This is a genomic window from Thermotoga sp. Mc24 (assembly GCF_000784835.1).
Classification (GTDB): Bacteria; Thermotogota; Thermotogae; order Thermotogales; family Thermotogaceae; genus Thermotoga.
In genome coordinates, this window is the sequence record NZ_JSFH01000002.1 from 109,656 (window position 1) to 127,973 (window position 18,318).

15 protein-coding genes are annotated in these 18,318 nt (G+C 46.4%); 2 read left to right on the top strand and 13 right to left on the bottom strand.

Annotated elements, in window-relative coordinates; genetic code table 11:
* The first annotated feature begins 94 nt into the window (after positions 1-94).
* Complete coding sequence (locus MC24_RS09340; protein ID WP_065212819.1) at positions 95-268, top strand: YHS domain-containing protein; 174 nt, start codon at positions 95-97, stop codon at positions 266-268.
* A gap of 22 nt (positions 269-290) precedes the next feature.
* Here MC24_RS09340 and MC24_RS00550 read toward each other — a convergent pair whose 3' ends face one another.
* From MC24_RS00550 to MC24_RS00570, 5 genes are all read right to left on the bottom strand, one after another.
* The gene (locus tag MC24_RS00550) at positions 291-1,250 is read right to left on the bottom strand and encodes a potassium channel beta subunit family protein (RefSeq protein WP_038051520.1); all 960 of its coding nucleotides are present in this window, start codon (positions 1,248-1,250) and stop codon (positions 291-293) included.
* A 13-nt stretch (positions 1,251-1,263) separates the two neighbouring features.
* A complete protein-coding gene (locus tag MC24_RS00555; RefSeq protein ID WP_038051523.1) occupies positions 1,264-2,241 on the bottom strand; it encodes a Gfo/Idh/MocA family protein in 978 nt (325 codons plus the stop codon).
* A gap of 59 nt (positions 2,242-2,300) precedes the next feature.
* Positions 2,301-2,789: a DUF6512 family protein gene (locus MC24_RS00560; protein ID WP_011943218.1), complete on the bottom strand. Its 489-nt coding sequence runs from the start codon at positions 2,787-2,789 to the stop codon at positions 2,301-2,303.
* A gap of 97 nt (positions 2,790-2,886) precedes the next feature.
* Positions 2,887-4,905: a beta-galactosidase gene (locus tag MC24_RS00565; RefSeq protein WP_012310641.1), complete on the bottom strand. Its 2,019-nt coding sequence runs from the start codon at positions 4,903-4,905 to the stop codon at positions 2,887-2,889.
* 43 nt (positions 4,906-4,948) lie between these two features.
* Positions 4,949-6,925 (bottom strand): ABC transporter substrate-binding protein, encoded by a 1,977-nt coding sequence (locus MC24_RS00570; protein WP_038051562.1) that lies wholly within the window; start codon positions 6,923-6,925, stop codon positions 4,949-4,951.
* A 319-nt stretch (positions 6,926-7,244) separates the two neighbouring features.
* Here MC24_RS00570 and yicI point away from each other — a divergent pair, with 319 nt between their 5' ends.
* A complete protein-coding gene (gene yicI, locus MC24_RS00575) occupies positions 7,245-9,539 on the top strand; it encodes an alpha-xylosidase (protein ID WP_011943221.1) in 2,295 nt (764 codons plus the stop codon).
* A gap of 16 nt (positions 9,540-9,555) precedes the next feature.
* Here yicI and MC24_RS00580 read toward each other — a convergent pair whose 3' ends face one another.
* The 8 genes from MC24_RS00580 to MC24_RS00620 form a co-directional block, all read right to left on the bottom strand.
* Positions 9,556-10,977 (bottom strand): L-fucose/L-arabinose isomerase family protein, encoded by a 1,422-nt coding sequence (locus tag MC24_RS00580; protein ID WP_038033436.1) that lies wholly within the window; start codon positions 10,975-10,977, stop codon positions 9,556-9,558.
* Complete coding sequence (locus tag MC24_RS00585; RefSeq protein ID WP_038051525.1) at positions 10,974-12,314, bottom strand: alpha-L-fucosidase; 1,341 nt, start codon at positions 12,312-12,314, stop codon at positions 10,974-10,976. Before MC24_RS00585 ends, MC24_RS00580 begins: the two co-directional genes overlap by 4 nt.
* A gap of 14 nt (positions 12,315-12,328) precedes the next feature.
* Entirely contained in the window at positions 12,329-13,150 is an 822-nt protein-coding gene (locus MC24_RS00590; protein WP_038051528.1) for a class I fructose-bisphosphate aldolase, read from the bottom strand.
* Positions 13,151-13,167: 17 nt separating this feature from the next.
* Complete coding sequence (locus tag MC24_RS00595; RefSeq protein ID WP_038051531.1) at positions 13,168-14,613, bottom strand: FGGY-family carbohydrate kinase; 1,446 nt, start codon at positions 14,611-14,613, stop codon at positions 13,168-13,170.
* A 15-nt stretch (positions 14,614-14,628) separates the two neighbouring features.
* Positions 14,629-15,585 carry a mannitol dehydrogenase gene (locus tag MC24_RS00600; RefSeq protein WP_038051534.1) on the bottom strand — a complete coding sequence of 319 codons (957 nt, stop codon included), beginning with the start codon at positions 15,583-15,585 and terminating at the stop codon, positions 14,629-14,631.
* Between the two features lie 12 nt (positions 15,586-15,597).
* Complete coding sequence (locus tag MC24_RS00605) at positions 15,598-16,371, bottom strand: SDR family NAD(P)-dependent oxidoreductase (protein WP_038051536.1); 774 nt, start codon at positions 16,369-16,371, stop codon at positions 15,598-15,600.
* A gap of 211 nt (positions 16,372-16,582) precedes the next feature.
* Positions 16,583-17,419, bottom strand: coding sequence for a carbohydrate ABC transporter permease (locus tag MC24_RS00615; RefSeq protein WP_008193689.1), 837 nt, complete (start codon positions 17,417-17,419; stop codon positions 16,583-16,585).
* A 3-nt stretch (positions 17,420-17,422) separates the two neighbouring features.
* The gene (locus MC24_RS00620; protein WP_008193691.1) at positions 17,423-18,295 is read right to left on the bottom strand and encodes a carbohydrate ABC transporter permease; all 873 of its coding nucleotides are present in this window, start codon (positions 18,293-18,295) and stop codon (positions 17,423-17,425) included.
* Between the last annotated feature and the right edge of the window lie 23 nt (positions 18,296-18,318).

Genomic DNA, 18,318 nt, shown 5'->3' on the forward strand with positions numbered 1-18,318 from the left:
CGCTGATTCCTCCTTTCAAATTATGCTATACTAATTGTAGCATATTATGAAAGCCTAATTCAAGTCGAAATTTTCTAGCAAGGAGGTGGATTTTATGAAAGTGAAGGATCCCGTCTGCGGAATGAAGATCGAAAAAGAAGAAGCGGCAGAAAAGATAGAGTACATGGGGAAAGAGTACTACTTCTGTTCTCAAGAGTGTGCTGAAAAGTTCAAAGATAACCCGGAGCAGTATGCACACCGGGAAAGACCACGCGGCTGTTGTCATTGAAAAAGGCGCCGCCCGGCGCCTTTTATTCATTCAAGATCTTTTCTATTTCTCTCATCACGTCCTCTGTGAGCTTTTCTTTGATCTCGACTGCTTTCAGGTTCTCTTCGAGCTGTTCCGGTCTACTCACTCCAAGAATGACACTGCTGACGTTTTTGTTTTTCAGGATCCACGCGATGGCAAGCTGTGGAAGACTCGCACCGAGCTGATTCGCTATTTTCTGAAGTTTTCTGAGCTTTTCGAAAGTTTTTTCGTTGAGAAGCCCTCCCTCTTCGAGCCACTTCCTTACCTGCGGGAATGTGGCAAGCCTTGAATCCTCCGGTATTCCGTTGTTGTACTTTCCAGAGAGAAGGCCAGACGCGAGAGGTGAATAAGTGGTTAGTCCCATGCCGTACTTTTCGTAGAGAGGTGCGTACTCCTTTTCCACCCTTTCCCTCACGAACATGTTGTACTGAGGCTGTTCCACGATGGGAGGCATGACGCCCAGTTCTTTGCAAACCCTGTGCGCTTCCTCTATCTCCTTTGCACTCCACTCAGAGGTTCCCCAGTAGAGTGCAAGCCCTTCTCTCAAAATGTAGTCCATCGCGAAGACAACTTCTTCCATGGGAACGTTCGGATCGGGTCTGTGACAGTAGAGGATATCCACATAGTCCATCTGAAGCCTCTTCAAAGAGTTCCAGGTCCCCTCGAGAAGATGCTTCTTCGAAAGCCCCAGATCGTTCGGGCCACTTCCACCCCAGAAGATCTTCGTGGAAACGACGAGGTCCTCTCTTCTGAAGTTCTTGAGTATTTTTCCAAGCATCGCCTCTGCTATTCCACCCGCGTACGCCTCTGCCGTGTCGAAGAAGTTTATTCCACTGTTGAACGCCTTTTTCACCACTTCTGTGGCAGTATCGAGGTCGAGCTGTTTTCCAAACGTGAGCCAGGATCCAAGAGAGAGTTCGCTGATCTTGATACCCCATTTTCCAACCTTCCTGTACTCCATAAACAGCACCTCCTCACAGCAGACTGGAAACAGACACCCTGTTTCCCTGAGATCTCACACATGCTTCTATGAAGGCAAGATCCTTCAGCGCCTCGAGAGGATCTCCCAGATCGTTTCTCTTTTCTCCCATGATCACACGGTAGAAATCCTCGAATTCTCTCTGATAACTATCCTGATGGGGAACTTCTATCTCTTCTCCGTTCAGGACTATTCTGTCCCAGAATATTTCCATTCTTCCTTTCGTTCCAACGATCTCGAACCTGTCGTCTCCTCTCAGAGAATAGGAAACCGTGTAATTTCCAACAACACCGCTTTCAAACTCAAAAATCGAAGAAAGAAAATCCATTCCGCCAAGGAGTGGGGAGATATCCTTTGCGATGGCAGAAACCCACGCTATCTCACCAAAGATCAGTCTCATCGCCGCCACATGATGTACGCCTCCGTCCGAGAGAAAACCCCCGATGTGTTTTGGGTTCTTTCTCCAGTCGGTGTGAACGTACTCGTTGTTTTCGTCCATTCCCACCCAGATCTGCCAACCCATGAAAACAGGATCACCTATCGCCCCGCTCTCAACCAGTTCTTTTGCCTTCCAGAACGCTGGAACGTGTCTGAAATTTTCCGCGATGTAGACTGTTTTTTCAGACTTTTTTGACAACTCGACAACTTTCTTTCCCGTTTCTACGTCCGTTGAAATGGGTTTTTCACAGATCACATGGACTCCTTTTTGAAGGGCCTTTTCAATGAACGAGAGGTTCAATTCAACGGGAAGTGTGAGGTCGACCGCGTCAACAAGACCAGAATCCAAAAGTTCCTCGTATCTATCGAAAACAACAGGATTTCCGACCATTTTCGCGAACTCTTCAGCGTGAGACTTCGTTCTACTCGTGACAGCCGTGATCTCAAAGAGATGGGAAAGGTTCTTCAGAGCAGGAAGGTGCAGCTCTCGAGCGGCGATTCCACACCCCACAACACCCAATCTGATCTTTCTCAAAGGCTTCACCTTCTTTCATGTGGTTTCCAAATACATTATAGTTTGAAAATGTTTTCATTTCAATGTTCAGTGAAGACGTCGATCCAAGGTTTTTCAAATGAAAAAGCGGTGTAGAAGATTATGGAGATGATGAAAAGTACAACTATCACTGTTTTGAAATCTGTTCCGAGAGAATTTCTTTCCAGATTTCTCTCGAAAATTTCCGACAGGATCGCAGCAAGGAAGGTTACCACAAAAGCCCAGGAAAGATCCACAGCAAGCGATTCGATGTGTCCAAAGAACACAGGAAGCATGTACCAGATGAGCACTATGAACCAGGGAAGAAGAACTGTTGATAGGATACGAGGATACCAGAACCCGTGTTTTTTCTTTGCGAAGAAATACTCGATGATATTCGTGAAAAAGTACGCCCAGAAGCCGATCTTGAGATGTTCAAAGACAGACTCGTCAACTCCACAGATGGGCTTTAAGAATTCCCAGCCGGAGAGTTCGTAGCCAAAGTGAAGAACAGCGTAGATACCCAGAAAGATCAAAGCCTTCCAGAGCATCATCACACCTCCCCTATACGAAGCTTGTACAAATTCTAACACCAGAACAAAAAAGGGCGGAAATCCGCCCTTGAACACACTACTGTTGGTAAAACTCTCACTCTTTCAGAAGGATCAAGACATCGAGCGGTTGCAGTCTTGCCTTTTTTTCATACAAATTTCCTTTGATCAGATCCCTGAACGTTCCTTCCGGCAAGTCAACGATCTGCGGTTCATGAGAGTGATTGAAGAGAAAGTAGAAGGTCTTCTCTCCTTTGACTTTCTTTATCACCTCTACACCATCTGGCGGTGTGATCTCTGCTCTGAGATCGTGTTCTCTCTCTATGAACTTCACAAGATCCCATACAAGATCGAAAGACGCGGAAGAACCTACGTAGTAAACCCATCCACCACCGTATCTGTTTCTCAACACGGCAGGTTCGTTCATGTAATAGTCCCTTCCAAATCTTCCGAGCACTTCCGCTGTGGTGGTTTTTATGTAGTCAAACACCAAACTACACTCGTACCTTTTGCCAAACATCAAGATTTCGTTTTTCTCCTCAGGTGGCAAAGCATCTATTTCTTCCACATAGCCCCCCATAAGATCGCGAAGATAACCTGGATAACCTCCCAGAACAACCTGATCGTCTTCATCGACAATACCGCTCATTGTTGTGAGGATCAAGATTCCTCCGTTCGAGACGTAATCTTTCAGCTTCCGTGCAAGTTCTTCGTCCACCATGTAAAGCGCCGGAGCAACGATGATCCTGTATCCCTCAAAATTCTGATCTTTACCAACAACATCGACTCCAAGGCCGGTTTTCACAAGTGCCTTGAAATACTTTTCTGCTTCGTTCAGGTACTTGAAGTCTATGTTCGGTGTCAGAGTGTCTTCCATCGCCCACCAGCTTTCCCAGTCGAAAAGAAGAGCAGTCTGTGAGACAACCCTTGTGTCGAGAATATCCGATAAGGACTTTATCTCTTCTCCCACTCTTTTCACTTCTTGAAAGACCCTTGTGTTCGGACTGTCGACATGCGTGATAACAGCCCCGTGGAATTTTTCTACTCCTCCCTTTGATTGTCTCAGCTGAAAGAACATGAGAGTCTCTGCACCGTGAGCGAGAGCGTGATAACTCCAGAGCCTCATCTCTCCTGGTCTTTTCTGGGGATTGTACCATCTCCAGCACGCCTGCGAAGGAGACTGTTCCATTAGGACGAAGGGTTTTCCTTCTTTCAAACCGCGTATCAGAGAGTGTCTCAAAGAAATCACGGAGAAATCTTCTTTGTAACCGGGATAGTTGTCCCATGCTGCAACGTCCATATGATTCGCCCATTCGAAATAGTTCCACTCCTTGAAAGTTGCCGCAATCAGATTCGTGGTGACGGGTATGTCTGGAGTGTGTTTCTTTATTGCCCTGTATTCCTCCAGGAAACACTCGAGCATACTCTGTGTCATGAAGCGTCTGTAATCCAGATAAAGTTCCGGAAGAACAGATTGATACCTGTCCTTTCTCCAGAAGAGAACACTTCTCGTTGTTGGAACAGGAATCTCTTCCCAGGCGGTGAAGGTCTGGGACCAGAAACGCGTGTTCCATCTTCTGTTCAATTCATCGAGTGTGCCGTACTTTTCCTTCAACCAATTCTGAAACTTCCCCCTGCAGATATCACAGTAGCAGTAGTTCAAATATTCGTTGTTCACGTGCCAAAGAACGAGAGCAGGGTGATCCTTGAAATGTTCTGCGAGTTTCTCTGCGATGTTTCTTGCAAAATATCTGTACTTCTCACTGTTGGGACAAAAGTTCTGTCTGCCTCCCTTCTCTCGCTTTACACCGTTCACGTCTGTGAGAAGGATTTCAGGGTATTTCTGCGTCATCCAGTGAGGGGGAGCGGATGTGGGAGTTGCAAGACAGACATAGATACCTTCTTTGTACAGACGATCCATCACTTTTTCGAAGAACGAAAAATCGTAAGTGTTCTCGTCTGGTTGGATAAGACTCCATGAGAAAACCCCGAGGGTGACCACGTTGATACCTGCTTCTTTGAACATCCTGATATCTCTTTCGAACGTTTCCTCGTCCCACTGTTCCGGGTAGTAGTCTCCTCCGTACCAGATCACAGGAAGTTTCGGATTTACCACCCACGTTCACCTCCAAAAAACCCCGGCGATCGCCGGGGCTTTCTCATTTCTGTTCTATGTAGAATTGTATCGGCATGGCGTTCCATGGACTGAAGAACGGCGTTGCCGTCACCAGTTCCTCCGGTACGTTCTTGAAGTTGTTCTTAACGATGGCAGGAGATATATCTTCGCCCACTGTTCCTATCATCCAGAGATTTTCCCTGTGGATCTTCGTTACTTCTTTCATGAGTTCCTTGATCTTTTCAGGATCGGAAGTGTTTTGAATCTCCTTCCATACGTCGAGTAGCTTTTCGAGAGTCTCCTTTATACCCTCGGGTGGAACGATCGCATCTTCCTGCTGTAGATATTCCTTCAGAGATTCTTCTCCTTCAAGGTAAGAACCAGCCCAATCAGCCCAGCCAATGTACCACGCGGAAGCGTACTCCGTGCTTCCAGGAATGATCCACAGGGGATCCACAAGGGGCTGACTTGCCCTGTCCATCACCCAAGCCTGTGCATCGAAATCGTGTGCACTGAGCCTCGAATCATAGAGTGACCTTTCGAGGTTTTCGATTTCGACCCACACACCTATCTGTTTCCAGTATTCTTTCACCATCGTCCAGACATCAACGTGGGTCTGACCAGTGACCTGTACGGTGAATCTCAGAGGTTTTCCATTGGGAAGAAGTCTGTACTCGCGTTTGCTGTCCCACTTCAGTCCCATTTCGTCGAGGAGTTTGTTTGCTCTGTCTGGATCATACTCCACATACGCCTTCTCCCATTCGGGATCGTAGTACGGAGATCCACTCACGAACGAGGCTTGCCTTGGTTCTGCGAGTCCGTTGAAGAGAATCTCGTTGATCTCCTCTCTGTTGATAGCAAGTGAAAGCGCCTGTCTGAATCTCACATCCCTGAAAACTTCTCCGAGTACAGGATCTGGTGGATCGGAGATGTTCAGCATCACCATGCTCACGGATCCATTGTCGGTTTTCCATCTCAAAACCTTGTAACCACCGCTCTTGGCGTTTTCGAGAAGAAGCGGCAAAACACCCGGGCCGGGTCCCAGAAGACCAATGTGCCTCCACTGCATATCGATTTCTCCGGAGATTGCTTTCAACATGATAACCTCACTACTTTGAACGTATTCGTGTCTGATCCTGTCAATGTAAGGCAGTTGATTCCCTTCGATGTCAACTGCCCAGAAGTATGGGTTCCTCTCGAGAATGTAGAACTGTTCTGTTGGATCTGTGACGGGTTTCCAGGGTGTTAAAACGGGCAGATCAAGACTTTCGAGAAAATCACTTTTGTCATTGAAGAGATCTACCCATGTGTTGTGAACACCCTCAACCATTTTCTTTTCGATCTCTTCCATAGGAGTGTAATTTGGGTGGAATTGCTTCAAGAAATGTTTCGGAGAGCCTGTGAATCCTCTGTTCGCCACCTGAAGTAGAAACAGAGCGTACGGTTGTTTGAACACGAATTTCACCGTGTAGGGATCTGGAGCTTCTACCCTGTCGAGAAGTCTGTACCACGCGGGTTTCGCAGGGGTGAGTTCATCGTTCCCCAGTATATCGTCGACCCAGAAAAGGATATCTTCGGAAGTGTAGGGATGACCATCGGACCACTTCATGCCTTCTCTGAGATGAAAGACATATACTTTTCCATTTTCAAGTATGTCCCAGCTTTTCGCTACTCCCGGTACAAACTTCTCTCCGTTCTTGTCCCAGAACACAAGACTCGCTTGGTTGATCCTGGGAATACCCCACCTGTCAGAAGGCCCTTTCCAGACTCTCCTCCAGGTGCCACCGTACTGTCCTACACTTTCCTCAGGAACTACAACAAGAGGTTCCTTTGGAAGCCTCTGCTCGACCGGTGGGAGCTTTCCTTGTTTCACAAGTTCGGCAAGCATGGGTGCCTCGTTGAACTTTTCAATCTTTTTACCCGTGGCTTTGTAGTAGTCTTCAGGTGTTGCGTAGACACTCCAGGAAAGACCAATCACAATGAACAATGAGACCAGCAGAAAAACAAAGACTTTCCTTATGAACACACCCCCTTTGATGAATGTTTTTATTTTTTCCTCTAAAGAAATTTCTTCGTTATTATACTACCACCACTGTACAAAGAGAACCAAACACGAAAAAATCCGATTTTCTGGAATTATTCACAACTATCGATAAATATCGATTTTTACCGTCAATTTTCTCATCTGAAACTGTATTTCCTAATTTGAAAAAGCCTTCAGAAAAGATACTCGACGTTAATCTTCTATAATTCGCTGGTATCTGGTTTCAGAGGAATTATTCAAACTCTGCGTGAAAACAGTTTCATGATAATCTTAGTTCAAAAGGAGGTGGGCCAAGATGCGTTTCACAGAAGGGCTGTGGAGATTGAGAGAAGGGGTACAGCTGTTCAAACCAGAACAGGTGTACGAATACTCCTGCGATGGAAAAAGATTGATCCTTCGATCGCCGTTTCAGAGGGTGGAGCACCGGGGACAGACGCTTCAGGGTCCGGTCTTCGAGATCGAGATCTCCTCTCCGTTTGAAAACGTAATAAGAATTCGGTTCAGACATTTCAAGGGAGTACTCGAAAAGTCACCGTACTACGAAATCCACCAGGATGAAAGCTTCACACCGGATATCAAAGAAACAGAAGGAAGTTTTATCTTCACCTCAGGAAAGGTAAAAGCGATCATAAGGAAGAATCCTCTCAAGATGGAATTCTTCTACGAAGATCGTTTCCTCACGAAATCGGATCTGGGATACGCCGTGGCACCAGAAGGGAGGTTCTGTCTTGAAAGACTTCATCTGAGTGTGGGAGAGATGATCTACGGTCTCGGAGAAAGATTCTCACCTTTCGTCAAAAACGGTCAGAGAGTTGTCATGTGGAACGAGGACGCCGGAACGATCTCCGATATGACCTACAAGAACATCCCGTTCTATGTGAGCAGCAGAAAGTACGGTGTCTTCGTGAACGATCCTGGAAAGGTGGACTTCGAAATTGCAACAGAACATGTGGAAAAGGTGCAGTTCAGTGTGAAAGGAGAGACTCTGGACTATTTCATCATCGCTGGAAAAGATCTGAAAGAAGTTCTGGAACGCTACACACTTCTCACAGGACGGCCAGAACTTCCTCCTGGCTGGAGCTTTGGACTCTGGCTCACCACATCCTTCACCACACAGTACGATGAGAGAACTGTGATGGAGTTCGTGGATGGCATGAGAGAACGTGACATACCCCTTCATGTCTTTCACTTCGACTGCTTCTGGATGAAGGAGTTTCACTGGGTGGATCTTGAGTGGAACAGGGAGAACTTCCCCGACCCTGAAGGGTTGTTGAAACGCCTCAAAGAGAAGGGACTGAAGGTGTGCGTCTGGATAAACCCCTATGTCTCTCAGTTTTCGAGTCTCTTTGACGAGGGAAAAGAAAAGGGCTATTTCCTGAAAAAACCAGACGGAGATGTCTGGCAGACGGACGACTGGCAACCAGGAATGGCGATCATCGATTTCACAAATCCAGAAGCCAGAAAGTGGTTCGCTTCAAAACTGGAAAGATTGATAGATATGGGGGTTGACTGTTTCAAGACGGACTTTGGAGAGAGAATCCCCACAGATGTGGTCTATTACGACGGATCCGATCCTGAGAAAATGCACAACTACTACACCTATCTGTACAACAAAACCGTCTTTGAAACTCTGGAGAGAAAACTCGGAAAGAGAAACGCTGTCGTCTTCGCGCGGTCTGCAACGGCAGGGAGTCAGAAATTCCCGGTCCACTGGGGAGGAGATTGTCTGGCTTCCTATGAGTCCATGGCGGAAACCCTGAGAGGGGGTCTTTCTCTCGCACTGTGCGGTTTCGGTTTCTGGAGTCACGACATCGGAGGATTCGAGGACATCACAACACCGGATCTGTACAAGAGATGGGTGGCATTCGGTCTTCTGTCATCTCACAGCAGGCTCCACGGAAATTCGATGTACAAGGTTCCCTGGAACTTCGATGAAGAAGCGGTGGAGGTGCTCAGATTTTTCACGAAACTGAAGTGCAAGCTCATGCCCTATATATTCGCCAGCGCAGTCGAAGTACATGAGAGGGGAATCCCTGTCACGAGACCCATGATTTTTGAGTTTCCAGACGATCCCACCTGTCTCTATCTGGACAGACAGTACATGCTGGGAGAATCACTCCTTGTCGCTCCGATCTTCAGCGAGACGGGAGAGGTAACCTACTACCTTCCAGAGGGAGTCTGGACTCACTTTCTCACCGGTGAGAGGATAGAAGGAGGAAGATGGAGAACAGAAAAATACGACTACTTCGGGCTTCCACTCTTTGTGAGACCAAACTCCGTAATTCCAGCAGGGTCCGTCGATGACAGGCCGGATTACGATTACGCAGACGGTGTCACATTGAACGTTTTTGAAATTTCAAACAAAACAGCGCATGTTTACAACACACGGGACGAGGTGGAATTGAGTGTGAAAGTAGAGAGAAGAGAAAACGAGATACACGTTGAGGTCCTGAAGGACTCCGGAAAACCATGGAAGCTGCTGTTCTGGAACGAAAGGCTTGAAGCTGTGGAAGGCGCTGAGACAAGAGAACTAGAAAAAGGAACAGAGGTGGTTCTCAGCTTCCAGAGAGCGATTTTAAAGACAAAATGAGGGCGCTTCTGCGCCCTCATTTCATAAGCACAAAATCGATACCGGCTATTTCACAGAAGGTTTTGATCTCCTCCACGTAGTCTCCGTAGACGCCGTGGATGTGGTTGGAGGAATATTTGGTCAGGAATTCGTCTATAGGTGTCTCCATCTTCAAAAACGCGTGCGGCCAGTTGTTCTGTATGCTGTCTGCTATCTCGTAGTTTTTCTCCTCCCCAAAGTCCACGAACTCTCCAGGAACGACTGTGAATCTGTACCTTCCATCTTCCCTCGTGAGTCTTCCAAGTGTCACTTTTCCGGGTGCTGCTATGTGTTTTACCGCTGCACCACCTGCGGGGAAGTAGAACGTCTGTGGATAGAACTCCACTTTCTTCATGTTCTCGTCGGGATCGAACGATCTGGCTGCAAAGTACGTTGCGTGGTTTCCTGAGTTGCACAGATCCAGTACATCGTACTCCTCCACGTAGTGTCTCACGTCCGCAAAGAGCACGGGTGTTTTCGCAATCAGCTTGAAGATCTGCATCGTGAGCGCCCCATCGGAATCTGCCTCTGTTGCGCACACGATCGGTTCGTGCTCTCCTTCCCAGTCGTAGGGATCGTTCAGGAACGTCTCCGTCACATCCATCGTCACGAAGTGTTCTGTGAGTTCGAGCTGGCCTTTTATTCCCACAAAGTCTAATTCCATCTCCTCCACGATCTCCCTCACCGCATGATAGCTCTTTATCTGGAGTTCGAGCTTTTCGGGTGTGAGGTACTTCCCATCGTAGTGAACCGCTTTTGCTTTCTCTTCGATCCAGAGCCTTCCTTTCCTTGCGCGCTCGTCCGGTATCAGCTGGCTTCTTCGAACGATCTCGAACTGGTCTATGTGCTCTACATCGACACCGAAGATCTTGTTCCACAGATCCACGTTAGGAACGGCGGTGTACATACCCATCGATCTTCCACCGAACACACCGTATCTCTGACCCCTGAGTTTTTTGTATGTGCTTCCCGCTCTGATGAATGCCATCACTTTCCTGAGAACTTTCTCGTCTTTTATGTTGCCCCACATTCTGTAGTGCTTCGTTCCGTCCTGTTCCAGCGCTCCCGCCGCAGAGAGCATCGCAACCATACCTGGATACTGCGGGTTTATGTTGGAAAAAAGTAGAAACGGACCCGGTGCGAATTTGCTCGCAAGAACTGTGAAATGAGGGAACGCCCAAACTGCGTAGTTGAAGATGGTAACTTCCGCTCCCTCTTCTGCGAGCCTTCTTGCTTCTCTCTTCGCTATTGAAGGCTTCCACACGATTTCTTTTGCTCTGATTACCTCCACTTCTCCTGTTTCTTCCAGAGTTTTTGCTATCTCATCTTCGAACTTTTTCACAATGCCTTCAAGTTCTCTGTGCACGTACTCTCTTCCATCGGAGAAGCTGATGAGTCCCACCCTGTATTTTCCCTTCATTCTTCCACCGCCTCCAACACGAGTGTTATGCTGTCTGTTTCAAGGAGCTTTTTGGGTACTGTGATTTCCAGGTTCTTTCCCACATTTTTGAAGCTCAATCTCTCCCCCGTCAGGAAATGTCTCACTGTCCCTGCTGATAGATTGAGATCCTCAATTACAATTTTTTCTCCGGTCGGGATACCGAGAAAGATGACAAAGATTCTGTTACATTTTCTGGTGAACCTGATCTCTGTTCCATCCTCAGTCTTCGCACAGCACCTTTCCCAGACAGAAGTACCGTAGATGGCATCTCCGTACTTTCTCAGCCATTCACCAAGGCCCAGGAGTCTTTCTTTTTGCAGATCCGGAATCGTTCCGTCACCCTTTGGCCCAACGTTCAAAAGGAGATTTCCTCCCTTGCTCACAACGTCCACGAGTGTGTAGACGAGCTGTTCAACAGAGAGCATGTGTTCCGGCCCCTCGTTTCGGTTGTATCCAAAAGAGAGCCCTATTCCCCTCGTAAACTCCCATTTGTAGCCCGGCAGATCCCCCGGATAGTTCACGTGGTACTCGGCCGTTTTGAAATCCCAGTGCGGCACTCCCCACCTGTCGTTCACAGAACCTTCTGGATGTTTGTTGTAGTAGTAAGCGAAGAGATACTTCAGGTCTTCCTTTCCTTTCTCCGGCCAGCCCATGTCGTTCCAGAGAACGTCGGGAAGGTACAGATCCACAAGTTCCATGACCTGTTTGTAGGCATAATCTGCGTACTCGTAAGTGTTCGGCCTGATGTAGGAGAGATCCTCGGGGTATCTTATCGGCTCGGTCGTGAAGCGCCAGTCCAGACCTCCTGAGTAGTACACTCCAAATCTCAATCCTGCTTCTCTTACGGCTTTTGCAAGATCTCCTACGAGATCTCTCTTCGGTCCTCTCTTCACGGAGTTGAAATCTGTGTATTTCGTCCCCCACAGACAAAATCCATCGTGGTGTTTCGTTGTCGGTATCACGTACTTCGCTCCTGCTTTTTTGAAGAGATCAGCCCACTCTTGTGGATCCCACTTCTCTGCGGTGAAAAGATCCGCAAACTTCTCGTACTCGAAATTTTCTCCGTAGGTCTTCACGTGGTATTCCCAGGTGGGACTCTCCTTGATCCTGAGGGAATTTTCGTACCACTCTGCGTACGGATTCTGGAAGAACCAGGCATCCATCGGCACTTTACCGAGTTCTCCGGTGGGCGTCGCCCATCCCGGAACAGAGTAAATCCCCCAGTGAATGAAGATCCCGAATTTCGCCTTGTCGAACCATTTCGGTACTGTGTGTTCCCTCAGAGATTCCCAGTCAGGTTTGTAGCGATGATTCACTGTGCATCCCCCTCTTACAAATTGAACTTCTGGACAACTTCCTCATAACCCAAATCATCGTGTATGATGGATTTCAGGGCTGCCAGGACTTCTTCCATGTTTTCTCTCTGCCATACGTTTCTTCCAAACATCACTCCTTTTGCACCTGATCTCACTGATTCCTGAACTACCTTCAGGATCTGTCTTGAACTGTCTGACTTTGGTCCCCCAAGTACAAAAACGGGAATACGAAGCCTATGAATTATCCGAGAGAGTCGACTTTCCCCCAAGAATTGAATCTTCAAGATGTCCGCTCCTATCTCCACGGCTATTCTCGCAGCAGACTCTATGAGATCAAGATCGTTCCTTTCTGAAACATTCTCCCCCCACAAAACCGGTTCGACCACCAATGGCATATCCCAGTGCTCGCATTCTTCAACAGCCTTTGATATCACTTGAACTACTTCGGCTTGTGCACTCTTTTCTAATCCCCATGGGAATAGAATCTTCACGGCATCCACAGCCATTTTCACTGCCTGTTCTACAGAGTATATCAGCTTATGGGCGAATACTTTTTCGAATCTTCCCGGAACAGTTGAACCCATTGGAAGATCTATTGTTAGAATCCGAGCAGGGGCATTTTTCCCTCTGAACAACTGCTCCGTCAATCTCGCTACACCAGGACTCAAAAGAACCCCATCCACACCACAGGATATCGCTTTCTCTAAAGTCTCCACAGGATCCCCCAACCCCTCTACGTTCCCAAACATCAAACCATGATCTAAAGCGATAATAAGAGACCTACCAGATTTCGGATTCAAAAGCCTTGAAAATCTCACCGCTTTCCCACCATGCATCAGACTCACTCCTTATTTTAGAACCCATAAATTCTGTTTCTGAGTTTTAAATACTCAAGGTATTTCCTTTGAAAGTAATCGCTCTCACCTGGATAGAAATATTCATATTCAAAGTTCTGAGAAATTCTTTTGAAAAACTCTCCCCAATTCTTTTGGCCTGTTTTTGCGATTTTGGCTATCATGGCTGCACCAAGAGCGACGCTCTCGTGAACAGAGAAGACCTTCACAGCTCTGTCGAAAACACTTGCTTTTATCTTCAACCACTCTCTTAGCTGACTACCACCACCCGTTGCCACAACCTCATAGTTTTTCAATCCCAGTTTCTCGAATTCGTTAAGACAACCTCTCATTTCGAAAGCGATCGATTCAAGAACAGCAGAGATGATAACATCCCGATCATCTGTGTCTTTTAAGTTGAAGAACGCTCCTCCGATCTCTTCCCTGTCGAACTTACCACGGAGGTAGGGGAAGAAAAAGGCTGTGTTCTTTTGGTATTTAAACATCCTGAAAACGGAGTAATCTTCCTTGAGAATTTTGTTGAGGAGCCAGTCGATACAGAATCCACCCGTGGGAAGACCTGTGAGAAGATAGTACTTACCAGGGATACAGTGGAAACCAGCTTGGAACACCTTTGGAGCCTTCTTCAGGTACCCCTCCAAAGTTTCTCTACCGACCGTCCAGAGCATAGCCTCCGTCGTGCCAGAAGAATCCATCAACTTGGTTTCATCGTGAACACTAACGGCATAGGAAGCCGTTATATGGTCCTGACCGGCCGTTGTTACAATCACATCCTCAGGAAAACCGATTTCTTTGGAAATTTCTTCCCTTATCTTTCCTCGTGGGATCCCACTATCAGCGACCTCGGGAAGGTGTTCTTTTGGAATACCAGATGCTTCCACTAATTCATCGTCCCATTTTCCCGTGAGTATGTTCATCAACAACGTTCTTGAAGAGTGTCCTCTGTCCATCGCAACGTTTCCTGTCAACAAAAAAGCTATTAAACTTGTCACATCGAGCCATTTGTAAACTCTTTGACTCAGTTCTTCATTTCCTTTGTAGAACTTTTTCATTTTGAACACAGAGTATATCCACGAAGGCCATAACCCTGTTTTTTTGAATATCACAATCGGTGGAACTCTTTCCAGAAACTCTCTGTATTCCCTCAGAACGCTTTTGTTGTACCACATCATTCCGTCCTGAAGTACTTCTCCATCTTTCGATATTGGAAACACCGTTTCTCCGAGTGAAGAAATTCCAATAGCTCCTATCTTCTTTTTTATCCCCTCAGGAATTTCTTTGAGAGATCTCAATATCCCTTCAAAAAGCTTTTCTGATGACAGAAAATCGCCCTCTTTACTGGAAATCACCGGCGTTTTGAATTTTTCCAAAAACACCACTTTGAAACTATCATTGAACACCAGAACTTTCGTGTTAGTTGTCCCCACGTCTATGCCGCAATACACAAATAATCCCTCACCTTACTGAGAAAAAATCCCCTTCATCAACGCTTTCCTATGAGACGACAGGTATTCTTTCACCCCTTCAAGATCCAGACGATCGGTGACAAGTTTTTCGAAGGGAAACTCTCCAGATTCTATGATCTTCACCGCTTCTTTCATCGTGAAAGGATTCAGGTAAGACCCGAGCAGTTTCATCTCCTTTCGATAGATCTCGAACGGTGAGATCTCAACCGTCTTGTCTTTGGAGATGACGCTGAACTGAAGGAGGGTTCCACCTTTTCCTGTGTGCTCAAAGCAAGCTTTGAACCCTCCCACCGTACCAGAGCACTCGACAGTGAGATCGTACTCACCTTTCGGTTCATCCACTTTCAATCCAAAAGTTTGCACAACGTATTCCGCGCGTTTCTCGTCTTTCTCCGCAAGGACTATTTCTGCACCCGGAAAAATTTTCTTGAAGATCAGACCAAAAATCACACCTATACTACCTGCTCCAACTACGAGGATTCTGTCGTAGAATCCATGTTTTACCATCTTCACTCCTTCGAGAACACAGGAAAGCGGTTCTGCGAAAACGGCTCTTTCTGCGGGTACATTTCTCACAGGATAAACCTGTGAGTTCTCCACGAGCACGTATTCCGCAAATCCTCCTGGTTCTGTCACGCCCGTTGCCTGAAGTTTCTCGCAAAACTGAGGCATACCTCTTCTACAGTAGTCACACTTCCCACAGGATCTGTTGGGATCGATTACAACCATCTGGCCTTTTTCGAAAGCACCCGATCTTTCAACGGCGCCGACGATCTCATGCCCTGGAACAACTGGATAGTTGGCGTTGGTGCCTCCAAAGAATATCTTGTAGTCAGTCCCACAAATACCGCATGCGAGCACCTTCACGAGGGTCTGATCTTCACCGGGAACGGGTATCTCTTTCTCCACAACACTCGCAACACCGGGTTTTTCTATCAGAAGTGCTTTCATATTCTAACCTCCTCACCAGACGGTGTAGCCTCCGTCTATCACAAGATCGTGCCCTGTCATGTAATCTGAGGCGGAACTTGCAAGGAAGATAGCAGCTCCTATCAGATCATCCACCTCTCCCAGTCTTCCAAGAGGGATCATGTCGAGCCAGAGGGGAACAAGATCTTTCACGTTTGGAGATTCTATAAGAGGTGTTCTGATGTATCCGGGGCTTATGCTGTTCACCCTGATTCCGTACGGGGCCCATTCGGCGGCCAGGGATCTGGTGAGATGAATCACACCCGCTTTTGAAGCGTTGTAAGCTGTCTGCTTCTGAGGTTTGTTCACGATGTGTCCGGACATGGACGCGATGTTTATGATCTTTCCGTATTTTCTTTCCTTCATAGCGTGGAACTCCGCTTTTGCGGAAAGAAACACCCCAACCAGATTCACATCTATGACCTTTTTCCACTTCTCAACCGGATAATTCTCCGCTTCACACCAGTCTCCTATTCCCGCGTTGTTGACTCCTATGTCGAGTTTCCCCCACCTATCCAGCGCCTTCTTGACTGCTCCAAAACAATCTTCTTCTTTCGTCACATCCCCAACATAGAAATCTGCTTCGCCACCTTTCTCTTTTATCTCTTCGACCGTTCTTCTGGCTGTTTCTTCGTTTATATCCATGATCAAAACAGCTGCACCCGCCGCTGCCAGCGCCTGAGCGATCGCCTTCCCGATGCCCTGTCCTCCACCAGTCACCAGAGCAACCTTTTCCTCTAAAGAAAAGAGTCTTTCAAGAATTGGCATACCATAATCCCCCCTATACGGAATTATCGAAGCTTCGTGACAATAAATATTCCTACTATAATAGAAAGAACAGTAGCTATGTAGATGGGTAAAAGGCTCTCGAGAAACCTCATCCATAGAAGATGTATGGCTACAAAAATTACAACAGATATAAAAATCCGGTCGAACAGATTGTACCTTGTACTCATAATTTCTCCCCCTCTTGAACAACTTATTCCTTAACAGCACCGAATGTCATTCCAGCAACTATATACTTCTGAACAAGGAAAAGGAAAACAAAAGCGGGAATCATAGTAACAATTGTCATAGCAGCCATTTCACCCCAGTTTGTTCCTGTAACGGTTACGAATTCTGCCAATCCTGTTGGCATTGTTCGAGCTCTGAAATTAGTCAAAGTCGATGCAAATAGATATTCATTCCACGAAAACAACCAAGTTAAGACTGCTGCTGCCATTATACCTGGCCGTGCTACCGGGAATATAATCTTCCATATTAATTGCCATAAATTTGCACCATCTACTAATGCTGCTTCGTCAATTTCTTTTGGAATACCATCTATTGTTCCTTTGAGTAACCATATAGCAAATGGTAGGTTAAAGACACAGTAAACCAGAATCAGAGCAAAATGTGTGTCATAGAAAAACGGAAGCACTTTTGCAAACAGGAGGTAAATAGGAAGAGTAAAAGCAGCGGGTGGTGCCATTCTATTTGTTAGTGTCCAGAAGAAAATATTATTGGATCCACGCAATCGGAACCGCGACAGGGAAAAAGTAGCCAAAAAAGCTAGAAATATTACAAGGAGGGTATTTCCTGTTGCGACTATTACAGAATTGAAGAGGAATTTTCCGTATATATCCCTAAAAAGAGGACGGATATAATTTTCCCAATAAAAAGAATTCAAAATAAGATCTGTTCTTGTAAACACTTCTAGCCTCGTTCTCAGGGAGACTAACAAAGTCCAGTAGATCGGGAAAATAGTGATAATGGAAAGAAAAATCCAAAGAACATACCATAATGCTTTGAAAACAGTTTTTTTCCTTATAGCCATCCTTTATCCCTCCTCGCGTCTGGTAACTACTTGGAGGAATAGCCAGCTTAGAACTATGGTCAAATAAAGCAGAAAAACAGAGATAGCAGATCCATAACCGTAGTCTGTTCTGGAAAACACCATTCTCCAAACATGTATACCAGTAAACCTTGTGGCTGTTCCAGGCCCTCCTCCTGTAAGCATCCACACCTCATCTACTATTCTTAGGGCATCCATCAAACGAATGAAGACAACAGTTAAGCTCACTGGTTTTAACAAAGGTAAAGTAACATGCCAAAAGGTTTGCCATCTGTTTGCCCCATCTATCTGAGCCTGCTCAAAAGGAGAACGTGGCAAAGCTGATAATCCTGCAAGGAACGAAAGAGTAACAAAGGGTGTCCAGTGCCAAACGTCCATAAGCACAACCGTCCAAAAGGCCTGAGTGGAGCTTCTTCCTATGTTGTACACAATCCCTATTTTTTCTAAATATCTGTAAATTATTCCAAGACCAGGATTTGTCATCAATTTCCACATGGCACCTATGGCAATCGGTGGCATCGCAAGAGGCAAAGTATGAATCAATCTGAAAGCATTTCTAAATCTATAAGGTTTCATCAATGAAATAGCAAGCATCAAACCCAAGAAGGTCTCAAGAGGGACGACTATTCCAGCGAACAACAAATTCTTACCCAAAGATGACAAGAAAGCTTCGTCGAATACCAATTTTCTAAAATTGTCGGCTCCTATCCAGATGGGTTTACCCGTGGCACTGAAGATGTTCCATCTGTAAAAAGAAAGGAACAGTGCATATATGAAGGGAACAACTCCTACAAAAAGAAGGATTACAATGGTGGGGGCCAGCAGCCCCCAACCTTTGCGTTCTTCCGATATTTTCATTTTTCAATCCCTCCACGCTTTGT

Coding starts and splice junctions, on each gene's coding strand:
- MC24_RS09340 (WP_065212819.1), top strand. CDS start 95: ATGAAAGTGAAGGATCCCGTCTGCGGAATGAAGATCGAAAAAGAAGAA.
- MC24_RS00550 (WP_038051520.1), bottom strand. CDS start 1,250: ATGGAGTACAGGAAGGTTGGAAAATGGGGTATCAAGATCAGCGAACTC.
- MC24_RS00560 (WP_011943218.1), bottom strand. CDS start 2,789: ATGCTCTGGAAGGCTTTGATCTTTCTGGGTATCTACGCTGTTCTTCAC.
- yicI (WP_011943221.1), top strand. CDS start 7,245: ATGCGTTTCACAGAAGGGCTGTGGAGATTGAGAGAAGGGGTACAGCTG.
- MC24_RS00580 (WP_038033436.1), bottom strand. CDS start 10,977: ATGAAGGGAAAATACAGGGTGGGACTCATCAGCTTCTCCGATGGAAGA.
- MC24_RS00590 (WP_038051528.1), bottom strand. CDS start 13,150: ATGCATGGTGGGAAAGCGGTGAGATTTTCAAGGCTTTTGAATCCGAAA.
- MC24_RS00600 (WP_038051534.1), bottom strand. CDS start 15,585: ATGAAAGCACTTCTGATAGAAAAACCCGGTGTTGCGAGTGTTGTGGAG.
- MC24_RS00605 (WP_038051536.1), bottom strand. CDS start 16,371: ATGCCAATTCTTGAAAGACTCTTTTCTTTAGAGGAAAAGGTTGCTCTG.
- MC24_RS00615 (WP_008193689.1), bottom strand. CDS start 17,419: ATGGCTATAAGGAAAAAAACTGTTTTCAAAGCATTATGGTATGTTCTT.
- MC24_RS00620 (WP_008193691.1), bottom strand. CDS start 18,295: ATGAAAATATCGGAAGAACGCAAAGGTTGGGGGCTGCTGGCCCCCACC.